Here is a 21,040-nt window from a genome sequence, read left to right as displayed (position 1 = left end):
CAGTCGTCGTCATTAGCCACTAGCGCGCGGACACGGTCGCCAGGCAAGGAGCGGGCGCGAGATTTGCTGTACGGCGAATATCGCTACCCTCTATCAAGCCTATGTCCCGTCTTGTCCTTACCGCTGTTTCCTTACTCGGAATTCTGCTGACCAATACGGCGTTTGCCGCAACCCGCAACGAGCAGACCGCAGCCTGCAAAGGGGACGCGATTCGCTACTGCGCAGCGGATATTCCGAACGAGCAGAAAATCACTGTCTGCATGAAGGCGCATCTTCAGCAACTCAGTCCTGAATGCAAGGCGATGTTCAAGCAACCGGCGACGAGCAAACACAAGAAGGTGCTCAAGCCCGCATGAACAAGGAGCAATGATGTTGACGCAGACGTTCGAAACACTTCTTGGGCTGTTATTGCCCGGCTTTATCCGCCTGTCGGCGCTGACACCGGTCAGTGTCGCGCAGGGATTCGGAACGGTGCTGGGAGTCCTGGTCGGCATTGCGATCCCGCTAGGAATAGCAATGACGACCCGCAAGCAGTTGGATAGGCTTTGAACGCGGCTTTGAAAAATTTGACTGTTCAAGGAGGCGATGACCAACAGGTCCGTTCGGCATTGCCGGTACGGTGCGGCTGAGAACCGGCGCGCGCGAGCATTCAAAACAGTGCACGCCAGCAGCAGCGTCGAGCTCTATCGCGCAACGTTTTTCGTGAGCGGCTTGGCTCCTTTCACGCACGCCTTGCCGCATGATTCAGCCTGACTTTCGACAGAGTGAAGTCTGCGCCAAGCATCGTGCACTATTTCATCCCCGTTGGTCCTCTATCGCGAAGATCATGCTGTGTTTTACCCCGATTCGGCATGGCAATTGCGCCGGGCTGCTCCGTCGATACCGTCGTACTGGTGGGCGGCTAATAGTGTCCCATGTTGTCAATCAGCATGAATTCGGCACCCGTAATGGCAGAGGCCGTGTCCATGTAACATGCCGGGACGCACAGCGGATCGTCCACCCCATGAATGTCCAGCGCTGGCGCTGTAATGATGGTCGCCAGCCGCCGCCGACGGTCGCCGCTAACGCTATGCCGGATTGAGAAAGTAAGGAATGCATATTAAATTGATGAGATGAACCTTGGCGGTGAAATTCATCGCCATGCGGGAGGGTGTCGGGACCTTCGGCGCGCACGCAGCATTCCAGGCGCCTGGGCGTGGCTGATCAAAATGGACAGCGCTGGATAGCGGCAGTCGTTGAGATCCAGCATTGGCGTACCCGAAGATTCCATTCCGATAGACGACGTCCACTCTATACCGGTAGCGCATCCGCTGGACTTTTGACAAGACCGCCAGCGGATAGAACAATTTCGTCAATTATTTGACGTTATTGTCAAAAAGACTATACTCCCGTCAACAGAGACGAAGACTGACGGAGACTTTTTGTATGAGCTATATGCCAGCGGGCCCGGTTATCGAGCATGCTCATGCGTTGACGATCGACTGGTTTCCCGACGTTCTGCCGCCCGCCACGCAACAGGCGAGCGTGACACTGCGCACTGAGGACGGCGCGGCGACCAGTGGCGTTCTTTACCGGGGCGCATCGGAGAAAACCGTGGTTTGCCTGATGCATCCCCGGGAGAACTTCACGTTCCACTATCTGATTCCGGGGCTGCTCCGAGCGGGGGCGTCGGTGTGGGCGCAGACTGCTCGCTCAGTTGGCAACGACCTGCGCCTTGAACATGAACTTGCCTTGCACGATGTCGCAGCCGGTCTGCGTTATCTGCGTGACGCAGGTTTCGAGCGTATCGTGTTGCTCGGCAACTCGGGCGGCTCCGGACTCTATAGCTTCTATATCCAGCAAGCGGCGCTCGGCGCGCATGACCGCGTCCTGAACACACCTGGAGGCCGGGCGACGCATCTGTCGCGTGCGACCATGCCGACGGTTGACGGCATGATCTTTCTGGCGCCGCATCCGGGGCAGGGCCGCTTATTAATGGGCTGTATCGATCCTTCTGTCACCGACGAAGGCGATGCGCTATCGGTCGACGATTCACTGAACCCCTTCAATCCTGAGAACGGCTATTCGCGTGAGCCCGGCGCGACGTGCTATGGCTCTGAGTTCGTTGCACGCTATAAAGATGCGCAACGGGAGCGCGTTGCGCGGCTCGACTCGATCGCCCGTCAGTTGATTGCGGTGCGCCAGGAGGCGCGGCAAGCGGTGAAGGACAAACGTGCGACTCGCCGGCAGAAGCTCGAAGCGAGCCACACGCCCATCATGACCGTGTGGCGCACAGATGCCGACCTTCGGTGTCTGGATTCGTCGCTTGATCCGTCCGATCGCAAGCGCGGTTCGCTATGGTCTCCTGATCCAGTCGTCTCGAACTATGGCTCTGTTGGGTTTGGGCGCTTGTGTTCGCCGGAATCGTGGCTCTCGACATGGTCCGGTCTATCGTCGAACGCGGCGTTGCAGGCAACCGCACCTTCGATCACTGTTCCTTCGCTGCTGGTCGAATACACGGGCGATCAAACCACTTTTCCGGTGGCTATCGCCGACATTTTTTCCTGTATCGGCTCGAACGACAAGACTCACGTTCGCGTGCGCGGCGATCATCATGGCAGACCGCTGGATGCCGGCGATGAGCCCGGGCGGGCGATCGCCGCGCGCGCCGTTGGCGAATGGCTTCAGCAACGGTCTTTCTTGTAATCAGGGAGTTTTCAAAATGAATCAATCAGCATTACTAACGTTATCGGGGGTCGATCACACAGCGCGACCGACCTGGAAACTACGCGAGACTATCGAGTTTTATCGCGACACGTTGGGTCTGCCTTTAGTCCATGCAATTTCCGCGCGGGGCTGGGGCCCGCGGACTCATCCGGACTTTCTTCATTTCTTCTTCGACAGCGGCAACGGCAGCACGATCGCCTTTTTCTACTATCTGGGCGAGCCGCGCCCACAGGAGCGCCCCTCGATGCCACCCACGCCGGACGACCATGTGTTCGACGCAACGCACACAGCGTGGCTGACGGACAGCGTGGAGCGGTTGCTCGCCTGGAAGGAGATGCTGGAAGCCAAGGGTGTCGAAGTCTCTTCCACGACGCAGCATGAAGTGATCGAATCGATTTACTTTCGCGACCCCAACGGCTACTTCATCGAGATCACGGTCAAGCTGCGCGAACTGCAGGCGCTGGACGCAAGCGACGCGGCGCTGACGCTCGCGGCCGCGATGGAGGCCGAGCACGCGGCGAGCGGGAGAGCAGGACAAGTCCGGCAGATCGATACTGTGTGGCAGGAGAAGGGCCGGCTACTCATCGAACAATCCGGCATAACGAGCAAAGGGCCGGGCTTTTTCGTGCCCGCGCTGGCAGAGTTCGCGAGTGTGGTCGATGCCGCGCGGCGTCATTCGGTGTACCGGGTCTCGCAACCGTCGCCGGGTTATTTCCTGATTGAATCGGACGAGGCGCTGGAGTTCAACCGCAAGGAACTTGGCTTGAAACCGGCTGTTTGGTACGGCCTGTTCGCCGGCGGATTGTGCGGACGTATTGATACATTCGACAAAGACCGCGTTCGCATCGTCGGACAATAAAAGCGGATCGACTGGAGAAGACAGATATGGCAGGCATCAACTTTCCAATCGAGGGCGTAGTTTATTGCGATCCTTCGGTTGCCCGGCATTACTTCGAAGTCGGGGCGTGGGTCGACAGGACCTTCGCCGAGGCCCTTGCGCGGACGGCCGAGCGCCTACCCGACAAGCTGGCTCTGATCAGCGACGAGCGCAGCATTACGTTCCGCACCCTTGACGAGCAAAGCGATCGGCTGGCTGCCGCGTTGCTCAAACTTGGCCTCCAGCCGGGCGCGCGCGCCGTGTTCCAGATGGGAACGACGATCGACACCGCGTTGGCGCTGTGCGCCTGCTACAAGAGCGGCATTGTCCCGGTGTGCGCGTTGCCGCAGTATCGCGAGGTCGAGATCGGCAAGCTTGCGAGCCTGGCGTTGCCGCAAGCTTATTTCGTGCAGGCTGACGCCGGAAAGTTCGATCTTGTCGGATTTGCACAGACGATGCTTGCCGGGCATCCGTCGCTCAGGCATGTCGTCGTGGCGCGCGGTGCGGCAGCCGAGGGCACCCATTCAATGTCCGCACTGGCAGAGTCGATCTCCCTGGATGAAGCGAGGGCCTTGCTGAGCGCGGTACACATCGGCTCAGAAGACGTCCTGAGTTTCCAGCTCTCGGGCGGCACGACGGGCGTGCCCAAAATCATCCCGCGGTTTCACGCCGAATACCTCGCGCATGCCGAGGCATGGTCCCGGCACGTGGATGCCGGCGAGCATGCCACGCTGATCTGGTCATTACCCTTGCTTCATAACGCGGCGCACTTGTATGCGCTGGTGCCCACGATCGCCCTCGGGCAGACCACCGTATTGATGCCGAAGGTCGATATAGTAAGGATGGCGAATCTGATCCAGCTGCATCGCGTGACCCATGCCGTTTCAATCGGGCCGATAGCGCCGCAGATCATGGCGTGTGCCGAGGTGCTCGACTATGACCTGTCGTCGCTGAAACTGTTCTTCTGCCTGACTCGCGCTGATGGGCTCGAAGCATTTCTCGGTGTGCCGAGCTCGAATCTGTACGGCACGACCGAAGGTTTGCTGATCGGCTCCGGCCCGGCGGCCGAGACATTCGTCCGTCACCACACGCATGGGCGCTCAGGCTGTGAGTATGACGAACTTGTTTTGCTGAAGCCCGATAGCGAGGTGCCTGTCGCGGTGGGCGAAATGGGAGAACTGTGTTTTCGCGGACCGTCGAGTCTCAGAGGCTACTACAACGCACCGGAAGCGAATGCCACGGCTTTTACATCGAACGGATTTTTCCGCACTGGTGACATGATGCGCGCGCATGTCATCCGGGGCCTCACGTATTACTCGTTCGAAGGTCGCTTGCGCGACAACATCAATCGCGGCGGCGAAAAGATTGGCGCGGAAGAAGTCGAAGCGTTTCTAAGCCGGCACCCGGCCGTGCTCGACGCAAAACTCGTGGCCATGCCTGACACGCTGTACGGAGAAAAAGCCTGTGCGTTTCTTATTTTGCGCGAGGGACATGCTGTGCCCGATGTCCCGCAGATCATCAAATTCCTTTCGTCGCAAGGTCTGGCGAAGTTCAAGTGTCCGGAGCGTATTGAAATCGTGGACGCGTTTCCGGTGACGCGAGTCGGCAAGGTCGACAAACCCGCCATGCGCCGGATGATCGCCGAGACCATCGAGGCCGAAGCTGCAGCCGCTGTTTTATCTTCCAGACAGGATCATTGACATGAGCAAGCTCGCTTACCGGATCGGCCAGATCGTGCCGAGCTCCAACACGACGATGGAAACTGAAGTGCCCGCTTTGCTACGGCGCCGCGAAATGCTGGCGCCCGAGCGGTTCACGTTTCATTCGAGCCGCATGCGAATGCACAATGTGACGAAAGAGGAACTTGTCGCCATGAACAAGGAAGGCTTGCGATGCGCTGCGGAACTGGCCGATGCCCGCGTTGACGTGATGAGTACTGCTTGCCTTGTCGCGATCATGGCGATAGGGCCCGGATACCACCGCACGGTGGAGAGGGAACTGGCGGAGGTGGTCCGGGCCAATCAGTGCAACGCAGCGGTGATGACCTCGGCGGGAGCGCTGATCGAGGGCCTGAAAATCATGGGTGCCCACAGGATTTCGCTGATGGCTCCGTATATGAAGCCGCTGACGAAGCTGGTCGTGGAGTACATCGAAAGCGAAGGGATCGAGGTGATCGACGCGCTCTCGTTCGAGATCGCCGATAACCTGGATGTAGGCAGGCGCGACCCGATGCAGCTTCTGAAGGACATGGAGACGCTCAACGTGGCGAACACCGACGTGGTGGTTGCGTCGGCTTGCGTGCAGATGCAATCGCTGCCGGCTATTGACGCGATCGAAACAAAGCTCGGTATTCCCGTGACGTCGACTGCGGTGTGCACGACGCGACGGATGCTCGACAAGCTTGGGCTCGATGCGCGGATACCGGGCGGTGGTGCGTTACTCACGGAAAGATTCGCGACGCTCGAGTCAGCGGCAGGAGCCTGATCATGAACATCAACATTGTAGGCGGCGGTCCGGGCGGATTGTTTTTCTCGTACCTGATCAAGCGGCGTTTTCCGGAATGGACCGTACGGGTCTTCGAACAGAATGACGCCGGTGCAACCTATGGCTGGGGCGTGGTGTTTTCCGACATTGCACTAGTGTTTCTCGCGAAATCGGACCCCGGGTTTTTCCGTCGATTCACCACCGCTCACGTGCGTTCCGATCACATGGAGATTGTCCATCGCGGCGTACATGTGCCTATACAGGGCAACTGCTTCTCGCGAGTAGCCCGCATTGCGTTGCTGCAGTTTCTGCATGCCGAATGCAGATCGGTGGGTGTGGAACTGCAGTTCAACTTCCACGTGGATGATATGAGCAAGCTACCTCAGGCGGATCTCGTGGTGGTGGCGGACGGAGTGAACAGCCGGACTCGCACGCAGTATGCGGATGCGTTCAAACCCTCGTTCGTGCAGCGTCGAAACAAATTTGCGTGGTACGGCACCAGCAAGCTGTTTCATGCCGTCTCACTGATTTTTCGTGAGAACAGGTTCGGTGCGTTCATTGCCCATAGTTACGCCTACAGCGACCGGATGAGCACGTTTCTGATTGAAACAGATCCGCTGACGTGGGCCCACGCCGGATTGGGCGAGATGGACGACGCGGCCAGCCGCGCGTTTTGCGAAAAGGTCTTCGCGGACGACCTGGACGGACATGGGCTGCTGTCGAACAAGTCCGCGTGGTTCGAAGCTGTCACAGTCAAGAATGAGAACTGGTATCACGAGAACATGGTTTTGATTGGCGACGCGTTGCGCTCGGTTCACTTCTCGCTGGGTTCCGGCACGCGCATGGCGATGGAAGATTCCATCGCGCTGTATGAAGGCCTGTGTGCTCACGCGACCGATCTCGACGCAGCGTTCGGCTATTTCGAGGTCTCACGCCGATCCGCGTCGGACCGCTTCCAGCAGGCGGCGGCAAAGAGTCTTGACTGGTACGAAAACGTCGGCGACAAGCTGCATCTCGATCCGGTCGGTTTCACTTACGACTACATGCGCCGTACTGGACGGGTAACGCATGACGACCTGCGCCACCGTGCTCCCGAGTTCATTCGTCAATACGAGTCGATATACGGCGTGCCTGCTTGAGCGGGGTTTGTTGCTTCGTCGATTGGTCAAACCGGGTACGGAGACAGTCATGGCATCGGCAGGAGAAGAGAGCGCTTTTTCATTGTTCGACGAGAGGCCGGTCTCGGCCGTTCAGTGGCGTGTAATTGGCTTGTGCGCGTTGTGCATGGTGATCGACGGTTACGACGTTCAGGCAATGGCTTATGCCGCTCCAGCCCTGATCCGGACTTGGGGCGCCGGTCGCTCGATCCTGGGTCCGGTCTTCGGGGCCGGCTTGTTGGGCATGTTCGTTGGATCGCTCGCGCTTGCGGGACTGGCAGACGAGATCGGCCGCCGTCCCGTACTGATCGCGGCGACCGCCTGGGTTGCGCTTTGCATGGTGCTCACGCCGGCCGCCCACTCGGTCGGCACACTGATCGCCATACGTTTCGCCGCAGGCATCGGGATGGGCGTAATCGTTCCGAATGCAATGGCGCTGGCGGGCGAATACAGTCCGGCACGCGTTCGCGTCAGTCTGATGATGGCGGTGTCCTCGGGCTACATCGTGGGCGGCGTGGTTGGCGGAGCCATTGCGGTGCTTGTGATTGCACCGTTCGGATGGAGCGGCGTTTTTTATGCGGGCGCTTTGCTCACAGCGTTGCTTTCTTTTTCGATGCTTGCGGTGCTTCCCGAATCGCTGCAGTTTTACCTGCTTCGCCATCCGCAAGCGCCAAGGACGTTGCTGTTGCTTCACCGTGTGGCGCCCGGCGCCACGGTGCCCATACTGCCGCCGACCCGCGAAGAAATCCGCAAGGGGCTCGGGGGTCATGCACTGGCTACATTATTCGGCGATAACCGCCGGATCGTCACGCTGCTGCTTTGGGTCGCGAACTTTGCCAATATGCTGTGCGCGTATTTCCTCGCAGCATGGATACCGGTGTTGACGAGCGGTGCGGGGTATTCGTCGAACCGGGCAGTAGTGGCGGGCACCGCGCTCTGGCTTGGTGGCCTCGCGGGCAACTACGCGCTCGGCATGCTGATCGACCGGCGCGGTTTCGCTGCCGTGCTGCCTGGCAATTTCGCGCTCGGTGGCGTCGCGATAGTGGGAATAAGTTATTTCCATGCGTCGCCACCAGCCGCCTTCGTGTGTATCGCATTTGCCGGCTTCTGCATTCTCGGCGGTCAATCCGGGCTGAACGCATTAGCGGTCGCAATCTATCCGACGCGCTCGCGAGCTACCGGTGCGGGCTGGGCGCTCGGGTTCGGCAGGCTTGGCGCGGTGCTGGGGCCGCTAGTCGGCGGCCAGTTGATGGCGCTTGCCTGGAGCGTCGATCAAATCTTGCTTATGTCGGCCGTACCGACCGTATTGGCGGCGGTGGCTGTCGGCGGACTTGGCCGCATACATGGCCGGCGCGGCAAGCAAATCGAATTGTCGCGCAGCGACGCATGAAGGCGCCTTGCTTAGGGCTCGCGGCGAAGGCACGAGCGCAATGGGCTCGGCATACCGATCGAACGTCGGAGATTGAACGCTACAATCACGCGAACACAACACTACGGTACCGCGGCGCTCTGGCCGCCGACCGTTATCAGGAGTGGTTTCGTGGCAAAGGTGAACGCTGAGGGACAAAAAGAACAGATCCTGAACGCCGCAGCCGCGCTTTTCATCGAGAAGGGTTTCGGCGGTGTGTCGATGCAGGAAATTGCCGAGGCGCTGGGTGTGACGCGTACGGCGGTCTATTACTACTTCAAGAACAAGGATGAGATTCTTACGGCGCTGGTCGAGGAGGTCACGTTAAGAGCGAAGCGGCTGTCGAGCCAGGCGGTTGCCGAGCCGGACGCGGACCCGAAAGAGCGCCTGCGCTTGCTTGTTCATCAGCACACAATGCTGATCCTCAGCCACTACAACGAATTTCGCGTAATCCACCGCACCGAGCAGCAGTTGCCCGAGCGTGCGTATCGTGCGAACGAAGACGCGAAACGCGCGGTGCTGAACAACTTTACAGCGGCAATCGAGGCCGGCGTGAACGCCGGTGTATTCCGCGTGGTGGATGCGAAGGTCACGGCGTTCACGCTCATCGGCATGTGCAGTTGGCCGGCGTTCTGGTACAAGCCGGCAGGCGCGAGCAGCGCGATCGAGATTGCCGATACGATCGCGGAGCTCGCGTTGCAGTCGGTAGTCCGTCCGGTGAAACGCCAGCTAAAAGGCAGCCGTACGGTGAGCGAAGCGTTGGCGCTGCTGCGTGAAGATCTGGACCATCTGTCGCTGATGATCGATAAAACGCCGAAGCCCGAGTAGATAAAACACGGCTGCGGTCTGACGTTCCCGTCAAAGTTCCGAACAGTTGGTAGCAGGTTCCACTCTGGCAATTCAATTGTGATCGTCGCGCGGCTGGGAAAGCCCCGCCAGGATGACTACCCTGACGGGGCCGCGCGAGCTGTCAGGCAAGCTCGAACCGGTCGAGGTTCATCACTTTCACCCAGGCTGCGACGAAGTCGTGGACGAATTTTTCCTGCGCGTCCTCAGTGGCATAGACTTCGCTAAGGGCTCGAAGCTGGGAATGCGAACCGAAGATCAGATCGACACGGGAGCCGGTCCACTTCCTCTCCCCAGTCTTGCGGTCCCGCCCCTCAAACACGTCCCGGCTCGACGAGATCTGCTGCCATTCCGTACCCATGTCGAGCAGGTTGCGGAAGAAGTCGTTGGTCAGCGTTTCCGGCCGGTCGGTGAATGCGCCGTGCGGATTCTTCCCGACATTGACGTTCAGGGCACGCAAGCCACCAATGAGCACCGTCATTTCCGGGGCGGTCAGGGTCAGCAATTGCGCCTTGTCGATCAGCAAAGCCTCGGCCGGAACCTTGAGCTTGCCCTTTAGGTAATTGCGGAAACCATCGGCAACCGGTTCCAGCGCCGCGACGGAGTCCACATCGGTCTGTGCCTGCGAGGCGTCCATGCGACCGGGCGTGAACGGCACGGTTACCTGATGCCCGGCGTTTTTCGCAGCCTGCTCGATGCCGGCGCTCCCCGCCAGCACAATCAAGTCGGCCAGCGATATCTTCTTGCCGCCGGACTGCGCACTGTTGAATTCGCCCTGGATGCCTTCGAGCGCCTTCAGCACCTTCGACAGCTGCTCGGGCTGGTTGACCTCCCAATCCTTCTGCGGCGCGAGGCGAATGCGCGCACCATTGGCACCACCGCGCTTGTCGGAACCACGGAAGGTGGACGCCGACGCCCACGCGGTCGAGACCAGCTCAGAGACGGCCAGCCCCGATGCCAGGATCTTCTGCTTGAGCGAAGTGATGTCCGGCTCTTCGACCAGGGGATGGTCGACTGCCGGAATGGGATCCTGCCACAGCAGTTCTTCGGCCGGTACTTCAGGGCCAAGGTAGCGGGCGCGCGGCCCCATGTCGCGATGCGTCAGCTTGAACCAGGCACGGGCGAAGGCATCGGCTAGCTCGTCAGGATGCTCCCAGAAGTGCCGCGATATTTTCTCGTAGGTGGGGTCGAAGCGCAGCGACAGGTCAGTGGTGAGCATAGTCGGCTGCAGCTTTTTCGACGGATCATGAGCGTGCGGGATCGTTTCACCCGCGCCCTTGGCGACCCACTGATTGGCGCCGGCGGGGCTCTTGGTCAGTTCCCATTCGTGACCGAACAGGTTCTCGAAAAAGCCGTTGTCCCACTTCGTCGGCGCGCTGGTCCACGTGACTTCCAGGCCGCTCGTAATCGTGTCGCCGCCCTTGCCGCTGCCGAAGCTGTTCTTCCAGCCCAGCCCTTGATTCTCGAGATCGGCCGACTCGGGCTCGGGACCGACATTGTCGGCAGGACCGGCTCCGTGCGTCTTGCCAAACGTGTGGCCACCGGCAATCAGCGCGACGGTTTCCTCGTCGTTCATGGCCATGCGCGCGAAGGTTTCACGGATGTCGTGCGCCGCGGCAACCGGGTCCGGATTGCCGTCGGGACCTTCCGGATTGACATAGATCAGGCCCATCTGCACAGCGCCCAACGGATTTTCCAGATCGCGCCCGGCGTCAGTGCGGCTGGTCTCTTCGCCGTGCTTCTCTTCGTCGGCTACGATCACGCCTCCGTCGTCGTCCTCGCCGGCGGCACCCTTGCCATAACGGACATCGCCGCCCAGCCAGGTCTTTTCGTTGCCCCAGTAGACGTCCTGGTCCGGCTCCCATGTGTCTTCGCGGCCGCCGCCGAAGCCGAAGGTCTTGAAGCCCATCGTCTCAAGCGCGACATTGCCGGTGAGGATCAACAGGTCAGCCCAGGAAATCTTCTGCCCATACTTCTGCTTGATCGGCCAGAGCAAGCGGCGAGCTTTATCCAGGCTGACATTGTCCGGCCAGCTGTTGAGCGGCGCGAAACGCTGCTGGCCGCGCCCGGCGCCCCCGCGGCCGTCGCCAATGCGGTACGTCCCAGCACTGTGCCAAGCCATGCGGATAAATAGCGGGCCGTAGTGGCCGAAGTCAGCCGGCCACCAATCTTGCGAATCGGTCATCAGCGCGGCAAGGTCCTTCTTTACAGCGGCGAGGTCAAGGCTCTTGAAAGCCTCGGCATAGTTGAAGCCGTTGTCCAAGGGGTTGGACTTGCTGGAGTGCTGGCTGAGCAGGTCCACCCGCAGTTGCTTAGGCCACCAGTCACGGTTCGTCGTGCCACCGCCAGCGGCATGATTGAACGGGCATTTTGCGTCATTTGACATGCGTTATCTCCTTGAGAGGACGTATCCCACTACTTTTTCTATAAGGGCGTCAGGCTTTCATGGTGCATTGCATCGATGACCTCGCGCCCGCGGGTCTTCCGGGAAATCCCTTGGTCGGCTCTAACTGTTCATCACCCGAGGCGCAACCTATTACTCCCGCAAGCGATGTCGTAGCGTACATTGAACGAGCACTGCTCGCGTTGGCGAGCCTACTCCAATTAAATATAAGCGAGTGTGACCATCAACAGAATTAGATTCGTGCAATGCCATTGATAGGTCACCGCTATATCGGAGCGGGCGCTTTTTGTATGGCTTGTCGACATCTGTAGGGCCACGAGGACAACTTCTGCAACGGCTTCCCGAAGCGCGGCACCTCGCCCGGTCTACGGTGATGGACTATGTCGAGCCGTTTGACACGGTGCAGCAATTGGACGACGACGAAAACCACCGCTCGTACTGCCCGATCTTGTTGGTACTGGTTGATCGCCGCGCAATACGACATCAAATCGCCAGCCTCTCTTAATCAAGTGGAGACTCATGGCGCCCTGTCTTTCATGCAGCATGACCAGCACCGAAGAAGGGCGCTTTTAGCTCGCTACCGCGATGCACCACATTGCGTAGGGTGGACCGCATCGCTACCATCGTTACGTTCACCGATTGGAAACTTCCGCAATCGCGGCTAACGTATTAGGTAGGGTAAAAACCCGGTAACAAGGGTGGTGGCACCTGACCCATTGAACTCCATAATATGCAGACACCCCTTCCTTCCCAGCGAGTCCGCAGATGTAAAGACAACGTTGAACGCGCTATCTGGCGCCGAACGATTAGGAGTAGGGGATAGTACGGAGATCTGCAACAAGACGTTCGGGACAACCACAGTTCGTATGAGTTGCGTTTGAATCGGTGAGGGCTATCTCCAGCAGGAAATCGATTACGACGCTTGGTTTCCTGAGCTTCCTGGCGAAGGCCGTTTCCTGCACTGGGCGTTATTCGTGTAGCCCCGCGTGTGATGTGTCATTGGCTTACAGACGATGGAATTCGGAGGGCGTGCGCATGGTCAAGGTGGTCGGCAAACTTCTTACAGTGTTCCAGCGGGACGGTGAAACAGTCGTGCGTGCGCTCGAACGCTCAGAGTATCCTTCGGCGATCAAGGACATCGTTCGATCTTCCCGTTGTGGCTTGTGCAATGTGTGGTGCGTACTCGATTCGAGTAACGTCGCTGAGGCAGTATTCGGATGCCAGAGCGACGATTGCGCGGACGACTGCGTTTTGACGAAACACGTGATTGGTGACCAGACGTATTGGGCCTGTCAGTGTGTCGCTAAAAAGCCGCCGACGAACATTATCCCATTGCACCGGTCTACTGATCATCCACCGGCGAGCTGCAGCGAGCCACGGTATTGAAAGTCTCCAGACGGCTGCATGCTGCAATTGACGTCCTGAAGAACGGATGCGGGTGTCACAAGGGCTTGGGCGTGGTCGGCATGGAGATCTACCATCCGGAATCGAGGCCCGTGAAAGGGCAAGGGTTGATCCTTCCCCTACGCTGGAACGAGATGAGTCGGCGATTCGCAGCGCTGTTTCAGCACTCTCATGTACTTCGAGGCCAGGTTCGGCATTCCGCCGTCTTCTAACACTTGAGATAACCGCCTCGCTGCCGCATCAATTGTACGGAAACCTAACGTTGTCAGTTGGGCGTCGTGCTGACACAGCATTTTCTCAACGTAGTGAGCGTGGTCGGATTTCAACGTCCATTCGCCCGCCATTTTTGCATGCGCAACGCTTGCTTTAATCGTCAGTTCTGCAGCAACACAGGTCTCGAGCGAACCCTCGTCTGCGTCGATGCCGCATATATAGTAGGTAAGGTAGGCGGCCTTCAGCAAGTCGCCAGCGATCTCGGCATTGCCGAAACCCTGGCGCAAGGCGACCAGCGCCAAATGATTGCGGAGCGAGGCAGCCCGGAAGGTAGCTGCCGGCATTGGCAGCAGATCAGACCGCTTCAGCTGTGGCCGCTTGGCCGCCCCTCCATTGCTCGCGTGCGTGTCGGTTTTGCTCATTATCGATTCCTTTGCTGGCCGTCGGAATGCAAGACTGCGCGCGCCAAAGCGCAATTCCCGTATTAAATATTTTTACTGCGATTCGTGCCAACGCACTTCACGCGCTTGTCCGAACGCGGTTTGTTCTCGATCGCGCTGCGGCGTTGGTCTTATGACTAGACCCCCGTCGGGATAACCCGAAAAGTGGGCATCACCATAGGCTTTGGGCATCCCGCGCAGAGTTGCTTGCGACAGGTAAGTTTAGCGGGCACTAACGAATGCTATCGAACGAACTAGCGACGTTTAGCCCCGCTGTTTGCTCAAATGCGGTCGACCTGTGGAGCGTATCGATGGGTTTGCGACACCAACGTGCTTAAATTCACTCAACCAAGCAAATGCGGCGGATTCCTCAACCGTCGCGTTCGGTGGCATTGTCTCGTCCGACGGATGTGCGCCACTGGACGCTCAACAGGTGCTCGCGCATGGACCGTGCAGCTAATTCGCTATCGGGGGCTTTCATGGAGCTGACAATCTCCTCGTGCGGCCGGGCGAAATGTGCACAGTGGGTCTACGGCGTCGCTCAGTTTTCTTCTTCCTGCCAGCAGGTGTTGTGCCGAGCGAGCAGAGCGCTGGCTGCCGCCGGCCCCCAGGTACCGGACGAGTAGGGTTTCGGAAGGCTTGTCTGTGATGCCCAATCTTCGATGATTGGCGCAACCCATCGCCACGCAGCCTCCTGCTCGTCGCGCCGCACGAAGAGCGCGAGCCGCCCCGCGATTACATCGAGTAACAGGCGCTGATAAGCCTCCATCCGGTCCTGCTTGAAGAATTGATCGAAGGCCAGATCGAGGTGCACGCCTTGCAAGGTCATTCCCATGCCCGGCTGCTTGGCGAGCGCACTGAGCCGGATTGATTCGTTCGGTTGCAAACGGATCGTCAGCCGGTTCGAGCCCGGACGCAAGGCCACCGGCCCCAACGCAGAGTGCGGCACCGGCCGGAAGTTGACGACAATCTCTGCAATGCGGCCTGCGAGCCGCTTGCCGGTCCGCAAAAAAAACGGCACACCCGCCCAACGCCAGTTTTCCACCTCGACTTTCAACGCGACGAAAGTCTCGGTCGTGCTGCCCTGGCTGACACCGGCCTCCTCGTGATAAGCGGGTACCGTTGTGTCCTTGATGCTGCCGGCATGATATTGTCCACGGACCACGCTCCGTCCAATCTCGTCGCGATGCAGCGGTTTGAGCGCGCGCAGCACGCGCAGCTTCTCGTCGCGCACCGCATCCGCGTCCATCGGCTGCGGCGGTTCCATCGCGATGATGGATAGCAGTTGCAACAGGTGGTTCTGCACCATATCGCGCAGCGCACCCGTCTGGTCGTAGAAGTTGCCGCGGCCTTCAACACCCAATTCCTCGGCTACAGTGATCTGAACGCTCTCTACCCATTCACGGCGCCACAATGGTTCGAACAACGAATTGCCGAAGCGCAGTGCGAGCAGGTTCTGGACCGCTTCCTTGCCGAGGTAGTGGTCGATCCGGTAGATCTGGTCTTCCTTGAAGATCTGGCCGACTGCGTCGTTGATCGCATTGGACGATGCCAGATCGTAGCCGAGCGGCTTCTCCAGAACGACGCGGGAGCCTTCGGTGAGTCCGGCCGACGCCAGGGCGCGGCAGACTGGCACAAACAGCGCAGGCCCGGTTGCCAGGTAGAAAATGGGTCTGCCGCGGACCGTGGCTAGCGTATCAGCCAGCAAGGAGAATGCTTCGGGCTGACTGACGTCGAGCGCGACGTAGGCAATGCGCTCAAGAAAACTTTGCCACACTGAATCGTCGGTCGCGGCTGCCAGGACGGTTGGCTTGACGTGCTCGTCGACCCATCGCCGATAGCTGCCGGTATCCAGTGCTGTCAGCGCGACTGCGACGATTTTTCCATCTGGCGCGAGCATACCGTCACGGTGCGCCGCACACAGCGCGGGCAAAATCTTGCGCATCGCCAGATCGCCCGTTCCGCCGAACAGGACGAAGGCGAATGGGGGATGATCCGGCCTGCTGATAGAAGGTTTCATCGCGGGAATAAGCCACGGAGAAATTTCGTTCGCAATGCGAATGATTTATTATGTTGCCCCGTCGTTGAATTGAACCCAACCTCTCGCTATATGACAGAAAACCCGGCGAGCGGCACCGCGATCACCGCCCGCCCGGTTTAGTTCAATGCGCCGCGGTCCAGCCCTTGTAACTGCCTACGTTATCGCGCGTCACGAGCGTTGACGGCATCAGCATAAGCGGGTTGGCCGGCTTCTTGCCGTTCATGATGTCGTAGCCAATGGTCACGGCGTTCTGTGCCATCGTCCACGGATCCTGGCTGGCCGACGCCTGAACGAGCGTGTCACTCTTGAGCGCCGTCTCAATGTCCGGTGCGCCATCCACTGACGTAATGAACAGTTCCTTCCGATGCAACTGCTTCGCGGCAAGATCGCTGCCGACCGCCTGCGGGTCGTTGATCGCGAATACCGCGTCCACCTTCGGGAACCGCGTCAGGTAGCCCTGCATCGCAGCCATGCCGCCTTCGCGCGATCCCTTGGCGTCCTGGTCATCCGACAGGACCTTGATGCCCGGGCTCTTGGCCAGCACCGACTTACAGCCCTTCACGCGATCCAGCACAGCCGAAACGGGCGGTCCATTTTCAATCACGACGTCGCCCTTGCCGTTGAGCTTCTTCACGATAAACCCGCAAGACAGCTCGCCGGCCTGGACGTTGTTCGTCTGAACGGTGGCGTCGGCGCCGGCGGCTGCCACGTCGACTGCAATAACAACAATCCCTGCGGCCTGCGCCTTCTTCACTGCCGGCTCGATGGCCTTCGGGTCCGCTGCGTTCAACAGGATCATGTCCACGTGAGCAGCAATAAAGTTATCGATCTGCGTGAACTGCTTGCTCATGTCGTAGTCGGCCGATACAGCCGTCACGGTCACGGCCGGGTTGATCTGCTTGGCTTTGGCCTCCGCACCTTTCACGATGGTGACGAAGTAGGGGTTGCCGAGCGATCCGACCGTGATGCCGATCGACTTGAGTTGCTTGTCGGCAGCGTGCGCCGGGGCAGTGAGGCTGAAGCCGAGCGCCAATGCAATGCTTGCGGCCGCGATTTTTTGTTTCAACATTTCGTTGTCTCCAAGTGGGTCCGGTGTATTTTCGGGCGCGAAGGGACCGTTTTCGCGTCCGTCCTCTACCTTCTATAAGGCAAGATTCGATAGATGCTTCAGGTGCGTGCTGAACCACGCTGGCGGTACCGGTCGAGCGTCACTGCGCCAATGATCACCAGGCCTTTGATGATGTACTGCCACACGTCCGACACGCCGAGCAGCACGAGACCATTGGTCAGGACCGCGATGATCAGCGCGCCCACCAGCGTACCGATGATCGATCCCACGCCGCCCACGAAACTGGTGCCGCCCAGGATCACCGCCGCGATGGCGTCGAGTTCGTACGATTGCCCCATCTGCAAGCCATTCGCCGCATACAGGCGGGCTGCCGACATGACCGCGCCGAGACCTGCAAGAAAGCCGGAGATGACATACACGAACATCTCGATGCCCCATACCCGGATACCTGAAAGACGCGCCGCTTCGGGGTTCCCGCCGACGGAATAGATCCGCAATCCGAGAACCGTTCGGCGCAGGATGAACCATGAGATCGCGACAACCGCGACGGCGATGATGACCAGCCAGGGAATACCAAAGAGCGAGTCGTTGCCGATGAACGCGAACGACAGTTGCGGGTTGAAGATCGTGGTGTCATGTCCCATCAACCGGGCAATGCCGCGTACCGCCGTCAGCGAGCCAAGCGTCACAATGAACGGCGGCAGCCTGAGGAGAGAAATCAGTGCACCGTTGATCAGTCCGAAGCCGGCTCCGACCGCGAGCGCGACCGGCACGGCGAGGCCGCCGAAGCCCGGAATGTTCGATGCCAGCAAGGCTGCCACCGCCGCGGCCGACAGCACGGACCCCACCGACAGGTCGATACCGCCGGTCAAGATCACGAAGGTCATGCCCGCAGCCAGCACCACGTTGATTGACGCCTGCTGCGTGACGATCGACAGGTTTTGGAGGCTGAAGAAATTACCCGTCGTAATCCCGAAGCCGATGCAAAGAAGAATCAGGATAGGCAGCATGCCCGCTGTTCGCATCAGAGTCTGCATGCGCTCGTGCCGCAAGATGTTCGCTTGTCGCTGGACCGGGTCGGTCGTGCCCTTTACAGGGGTTGTGCCGGCTTCCTGCGGCTTGAGTGAATTGCTCATGTCGTCCTCCAGATATTCGTGACGTCTGATTGGTTCGGTGTACGAATCAAGCTGCCTGGTCGACCGGGGGGCGGGAGCCCGTTGCCAGTTCGATGATGGCTTCCTGCGTGATCGGCGTGCCGGTATGGCCGCCAAGCTGGCCGGCGAGTTCGCCTTCGCGCATGACGAGCACGCGGTCGGCGACGCCGATGACTTCCGGTAGTTCGCTCGATATAACGATGATGCCAACGCCGGATCGAGCCAGCTCGTTGATGATTCGATAAATCTCTGACTTGGCGCCGATGTCGACGCCGCGTGTGGGTTCATCGAGGATGAGGACGCGCGGTTTCGTTTCCAGCAGGCGCGACAGCAGCACTTTCTGCTGGTTGCCGCCGGATAAAGAGCCCGCGTTCACTTTCGCGTTTGCCACGCGAATGGAGAGCGCGGAAATCGCGTCGCGCGCGCGAGACGCGCCTCGGGCGAGGTCGAGCACGCCAAGACGGGCATCGCGGCCGGCCACGGCAACGTTGATGTTGTCGCGCACGCTCATGTCGAGGAAGAGGCCCTGGCGCTTGCGGTCTTCAGTCAGATACACCACGCCTGCATCGATCGCGTCACGCGGCGAGCGCATGGCGAGCGTCTTGCCATCGACTGTGATTTCTCCTCGAATACGCGGCTCGGCGCCGAAGATCAGCCGCGCCAGTTCGGTGCGGCCCGCGCCGACCAGCCCTGCAATTCCAAGCACTTCGCCAGCGTGAAGTTCGAGGCTGCAACCTTTGACGCGGCGGCCATCGGCGACATCGCGGACCGACAGCACGACCTTGCCCGGGTCGTAGGGCGCATGCTGCTTTTTGTAGAAGCCGGAAATATCCCGGCCGACCATCATTTTGACGAGGCTCTCGGCTGACAAATCCTCGCGATCGAGCGTGCCGACGTAGGCGCCATCGCGCAGCACGGAGACACGATCCGACAATTCGTAGATCTCGGCCATGCGGTGGCTGATGTAGATGATCGCCAGTCCTTCGGCACGCAAATTACGGATCAACTCGAACAGCCGGTCGGTTTCACGCGATGACAGCGGCGTGGTCGGCTCATCCATCACAAGGATCCGCGCGTTGGCATGAACCGCCCGCGCGATCTCGACCAACTGTTGCTCCGCTATCGACAGATCCCCGACAAGCGTCTGCGGCCGAAAGGTCGCGCCCAGCCGCTTGAGCACGTCCTCGCAGCCGCGCTCCATGCCTGCCCGGTCCACCAGCCCGAAGCGGCCGCCCTTGCGCAGTTCGCGCCCGGCATGGATATTTTCGGCAACTGAAAGGTTGGGCGCGAGGCTTAACTCCTGATAGATCACCGCAACGCCGATCGCTTTCGCCGCGAGCGGGCCGTCGATGCTGGTCACCTTTCCATCGACCAGGATTTCGCCGCCGGGGTCCGCCTGGTAGGCGCCAGAGAGCACCTTCATCAAGGTGGATTTGCCGGCGCCGTTTTCGCCCATCAGCGAATGCACTTCGCCCGGATAGACGGTCAGCGACACGTTGTCGAGTGCGCGCACACCGGGAAAGGTTTTACTGATGCCGCGCATGGCGAGGATTGGGGGCTTTGACTCAGACATGGGCATGATTGACCTCTTTCGATTTCGCGCTGGCGCTCTGGAGCAACCCGGCGTTCGGCGAAAAGTTGAAGAACATGGGCAGCGTGGCCGCACCGATGGCGCCCGCATCCGATCCAAACGACCCCCGGACCAGTGCCGGGACGCTGCGGGCTTCCGGCACCGTGGCCGTCATTGCAGCCTGCAATCGTTCCAGCAGCGTATCGAGAAGTCCGCTGTCGACATCCGCGTCGAGCACGATTGTCGGCACGTCCACCACGCACAACGTTGCGTGCAGCGCCGGAGCGAGAGCCTCCACGCAATCTTCGATCCACTCGTCTACCGCAGGCAGTTTGCGCTGGATGCAGGTACTGAGATCGAAGCGGTTTTGTATTGACTCGCCGCTGTACCGCAGATGGCGTGCGAGCGCATTCAGCGACGCGCGCGACAACAGGATGTCCCATTGCCCGGTGGGGAGCGGGGCGGAAGGGAGGCGGCTTGGGGGCACCGGCATGATGCCAATATCTCCCGCGTTGCCCGTGCCGCCTCGCAGGCAATCGCCATCGATCGCGATGCCGCCGCCGATCGCCGAGCCGAGGAAGAGATAGACGAAGTCATGACACTGGCGTCCGCAACCGTAAAATAGTTCGGCGATAGCGGCCGCGTTGCCATCGTTTTCGGCAAAGACGGGAAGGCCCATCAGCTTGCTTAACTCGGCCGAGAAATCGATCTCGTCCCACGCCCGGAAGCGTTCAGCCGAAAGCCCAAGTTCGCGTGCCCAACTGCCCAGGTGGAACGGCTGGGCGAGACCGATACCTGTCAGCCGCTCGCGCTCGCCCGGGTTCAGCAATGCCAGCATGTTCTGGATGTCGCGCTGAAGGATCTTCAGGACTTCATCGGGGTGGGGGAGCACCCTGTCGAGGGTGCTGCGCGCCAGGACATCGCCAGAAAAATTCACGAGCACCGTTTCGATGCTGGTCCGGTCGATTCTCACGCCAATGCCAAACGCGCCGCGCGGGTTCAGACGGATCAGCGAAGCGGGCTGACCGCGCTGGCCTTCGAGCCGGCGGCCAATGTGTTCAATGAGACCGGCCTCGTCCAGCGACGCAATGATGCTCCCGACCGCCGTGCTGGTCAGGTTGGCCAGCCGCGCGAGATCCGCCTTGGCAGTAGGTTGCGAGCGACGCAGAGCCTGTAGCAAAAGCCGCTCGTGATAGAGCCGCAAGTTTGCCGAATTGCTGCCACGTCCAATGTGGGGAGTTCGCACGGGTCTCCTCCTAAGAATCTG

15 protein-coding genes and 1 pseudogene are annotated in these 21,040 nt (G+C 60.0%); 9 read left to right on the top strand and 7 right to left on the bottom strand.

The window, feature by feature from the left end; genetic code table 11:
* Positions 1 to 101: 101 nt before the first annotated feature.
* The 9 genes from SBC1_RS31195 to SBC1_RS31155 all read left to right on the top strand — a co-directional run bounded on the left by SBC1_RS31195 (position 102) and on the right by SBC1_RS31155 (position 9,460).
* The gene (locus tag SBC1_RS31195; protein WP_165104162.1) at positions 102 to 356 is read left to right on the top strand and encodes a hypothetical protein; all 255 of its coding nucleotides are present in this window, start codon (positions 102 to 104) and stop codon (positions 354 to 356) included.
* Between the two features lie 10 nt (positions 357 to 366).
* The gene (locus SBC1_RS31190) at positions 367 to 549 is read left to right on the top strand and encodes a hypothetical protein (RefSeq protein ID WP_165104160.1); all 183 of its coding nucleotides are present in this window, start codon (positions 367 to 369) and stop codon (positions 547 to 549) included.
* Positions 550 to 1,425: 876 nt separating this feature from the next.
* Entirely contained in the window at positions 1,426 to 2,685 is a 1,260-nt protein-coding gene (locus SBC1_RS31185; protein ID WP_165104158.1) for an alpha/beta hydrolase, read from the top strand.
* Positions 2,686 to 2,701: 16 nt separating this feature from the next.
* Positions 2,702 to 3,565, top strand: coding sequence for a VOC family protein (locus tag SBC1_RS31180; protein WP_165104156.1), 864 nt, complete (start codon positions 2,702 to 2,704; stop codon positions 3,563 to 3,565).
* Between the two features lie 26 nt (positions 3,566 to 3,591).
* On the top strand, positions 3,592 to 5,283 hold the full coding sequence (locus SBC1_RS31175) for an AMP-binding protein (RefSeq protein WP_165104154.1): 1,692 nt from the start codon (positions 3,592 to 3,594) through the stop codon (positions 5,281 to 5,283).
* A 1-nt stretch (position 5,284) separates the two neighbouring features.
* Positions 5,285 to 6,067, top strand: coding sequence for an Asp/Glu racemase (locus SBC1_RS31170; RefSeq protein ID WP_304502584.1), 783 nt, complete (start codon positions 5,285 to 5,287; stop codon positions 6,065 to 6,067).
* Between the two features lie 2 nt (positions 6,068 to 6,069).
* Positions 6,070 to 7,206 carry a monooxygenase gene (locus SBC1_RS31165; protein ID WP_165104152.1) on the top strand — a complete coding sequence of 379 codons (1,137 nt, stop codon included), beginning with the start codon at positions 6,070 to 6,072 and terminating at the stop codon, positions 7,204 to 7,206.
* A 49-nt stretch (positions 7,207 to 7,255) separates the two neighbouring features.
* Positions 7,256 to 8,614: an MFS transporter gene (locus SBC1_RS31160; RefSeq protein ID WP_165104150.1), complete on the top strand. Its 1,359-nt coding sequence runs from the start codon at positions 7,256 to 7,258 to the stop codon at positions 8,612 to 8,614.
* 150 nt (positions 8,615 to 8,764) lie between these two features.
* On the top strand, positions 8,765 to 9,460 hold the full coding sequence (locus SBC1_RS31155) for a TetR/AcrR family transcriptional regulator (protein WP_241202297.1): 696 nt from the start codon (positions 8,765 to 8,767) through the stop codon (positions 9,458 to 9,460).
* A 142-nt stretch (positions 9,461 to 9,602) separates the two neighbouring features.
* On the opposite strand, the gene katG is transcribed toward SBC1_RS31155, so the two are convergent.
* The 7 genes and pseudogenes from katG to SBC1_RS31120 form a co-directional block, all read right to left on the bottom strand.
* The gene (gene katG / locus SBC1_RS31150; protein ID WP_165104148.1) at positions 9,603 to 11,864 is read right to left on the bottom strand and encodes a catalase/peroxidase HPI; all 2,262 of its coding nucleotides are present in this window, start codon (positions 11,862 to 11,864) and stop codon (positions 9,603 to 9,605) included.
* Positions 11,865 to 13,405: 1,541 nt separating this feature from the next.
* Positions 13,406 to 13,921 (bottom strand): hypothetical protein, encoded by a 516-nt coding sequence (locus tag SBC1_RS31145; RefSeq protein ID WP_165104146.1) that lies wholly within the window; start codon positions 13,919 to 13,921, stop codon positions 13,406 to 13,408.
* Between the two features lie 559 nt (positions 13,922 to 14,480).
* Complete coding sequence (zwf, locus tag SBC1_RS31140; protein WP_165104144.1) at positions 14,481 to 15,959, bottom strand: glucose-6-phosphate dehydrogenase; 1,479 nt, start codon at positions 15,957 to 15,959, stop codon at positions 14,481 to 14,483.
* 142 nt (positions 15,960 to 16,101) lie between these two features.
* Positions 16,102 to 17,049: an ABC transporter substrate-binding protein gene (locus tag SBC1_RS31135; protein ID WP_165104142.1), complete on the bottom strand. Its 948-nt coding sequence runs from the start codon at positions 17,047 to 17,049 to the stop codon at positions 16,102 to 16,104.
* Between the two features lie 98 nt (positions 17,050 to 17,147).
* A pseudogene (locus tag SBC1_RS31130) lies at positions 17,148 to 18,095 on the bottom strand (ribose ABC transporter permease); the annotation flags it as partial.
* 136 nt (positions 18,096 to 18,231) lie between these two features.
* The gene (locus SBC1_RS31125; RefSeq protein WP_241202296.1) at positions 18,232 to 19,782 is read right to left on the bottom strand and encodes a sugar ABC transporter ATP-binding protein; all 1,551 of its coding nucleotides are present in this window, start codon (positions 19,780 to 19,782) and stop codon (positions 18,232 to 18,234) included.
* The gene (locus SBC1_RS31120) at positions 19,769 to 21,019 is read right to left on the bottom strand and encodes an ROK family transcriptional regulator (RefSeq protein WP_165104137.1); all 1,251 of its coding nucleotides are present in this window, start codon (positions 21,017 to 21,019) and stop codon (positions 19,769 to 19,771) included. Before SBC1_RS31120 ends, SBC1_RS31125 begins: the two co-directional genes overlap by 14 nt.
* Positions 21,020 to 21,040: the final 21 nt, after the last annotated feature.

This window comes from Caballeronia sp. SBC1 (assembly GCF_011493005.1).
In the GTDB taxonomy this organism is placed as follows: Bacteria; Pseudomonadota; Gammaproteobacteria; order Burkholderiales; family Burkholderiaceae; genus Caballeronia.
This window is presented reverse-complemented; position numbering and strand designations above follow the sequence as displayed.

Coding starts and splice junctions, on each gene's coding strand:
- SBC1_RS31195 (WP_165104162.1), top strand. CDS start 102: ATGTCCCGTCTTGTCCTTACCGCTGTTTCCTTACTCGGAATTCTGCTG.
- SBC1_RS31145 (WP_165104146.1), bottom strand. CDS start 13,921: ATGAGCAAAACCGACACGCACGCGAGCAATGGAGGGGCGGCCAAGCGG.
- SBC1_RS31165 (WP_165104152.1), top strand. CDS start 6,070: ATGAACATCAACATTGTAGGCGGCGGTCCGGGCGGATTGTTTTTCTCG.
- SBC1_RS31185 (WP_165104158.1), top strand. CDS start 1,426: ATGAGCTATATGCCAGCGGGCCCGGTTATCGAGCATGCTCATGCGTTG.
- SBC1_RS31190 (WP_165104160.1), top strand. CDS start 367: ATGATGTTGACGCAGACGTTCGAAACACTTCTTGGGCTGTTATTGCCC.
- SBC1_RS31175 (WP_165104154.1), top strand. CDS start 3,592: ATGGCAGGCATCAACTTTCCAATCGAGGGCGTAGTTTATTGCGATCCT.
- SBC1_RS31180 (WP_165104156.1), top strand. CDS start 2,702: ATGAATCAATCAGCATTACTAACGTTATCGGGGGTCGATCACACAGCG.
- SBC1_RS31160 (WP_165104150.1), top strand. CDS start 7,256: ATGGCATCGGCAGGAGAAGAGAGCGCTTTTTCATTGTTCGACGAGAGG.
- SBC1_RS31170 (WP_304502584.1), top strand. CDS start 5,285: ATGAGCAAGCTCGCTTACCGGATCGGCCAGATCGTGCCGAGCTCCAAC.
- zwf (WP_165104144.1), bottom strand. CDS start 15,959: ATGAAACCTTCTATCAGCAGGCCGGATCATCCCCCATTCGCCTTCGTC.
- katG (WP_165104148.1), bottom strand. CDS start 11,864: ATGTCAAATGACGCAAAATGCCCGTTCAATCATGCCGCTGGCGGTGGC.
- SBC1_RS31135 (WP_165104142.1), bottom strand. CDS start 17,049: ATGTTGAAACAAAAAATCGCGGCCGCAAGCATTGCATTGGCGCTCGGC.
- SBC1_RS31125 (WP_241202296.1), bottom strand. CDS start 19,782: ATGCCCATGTCTGAGTCAAAGCCCCCAATCCTCGCCATGCGCGGCATC.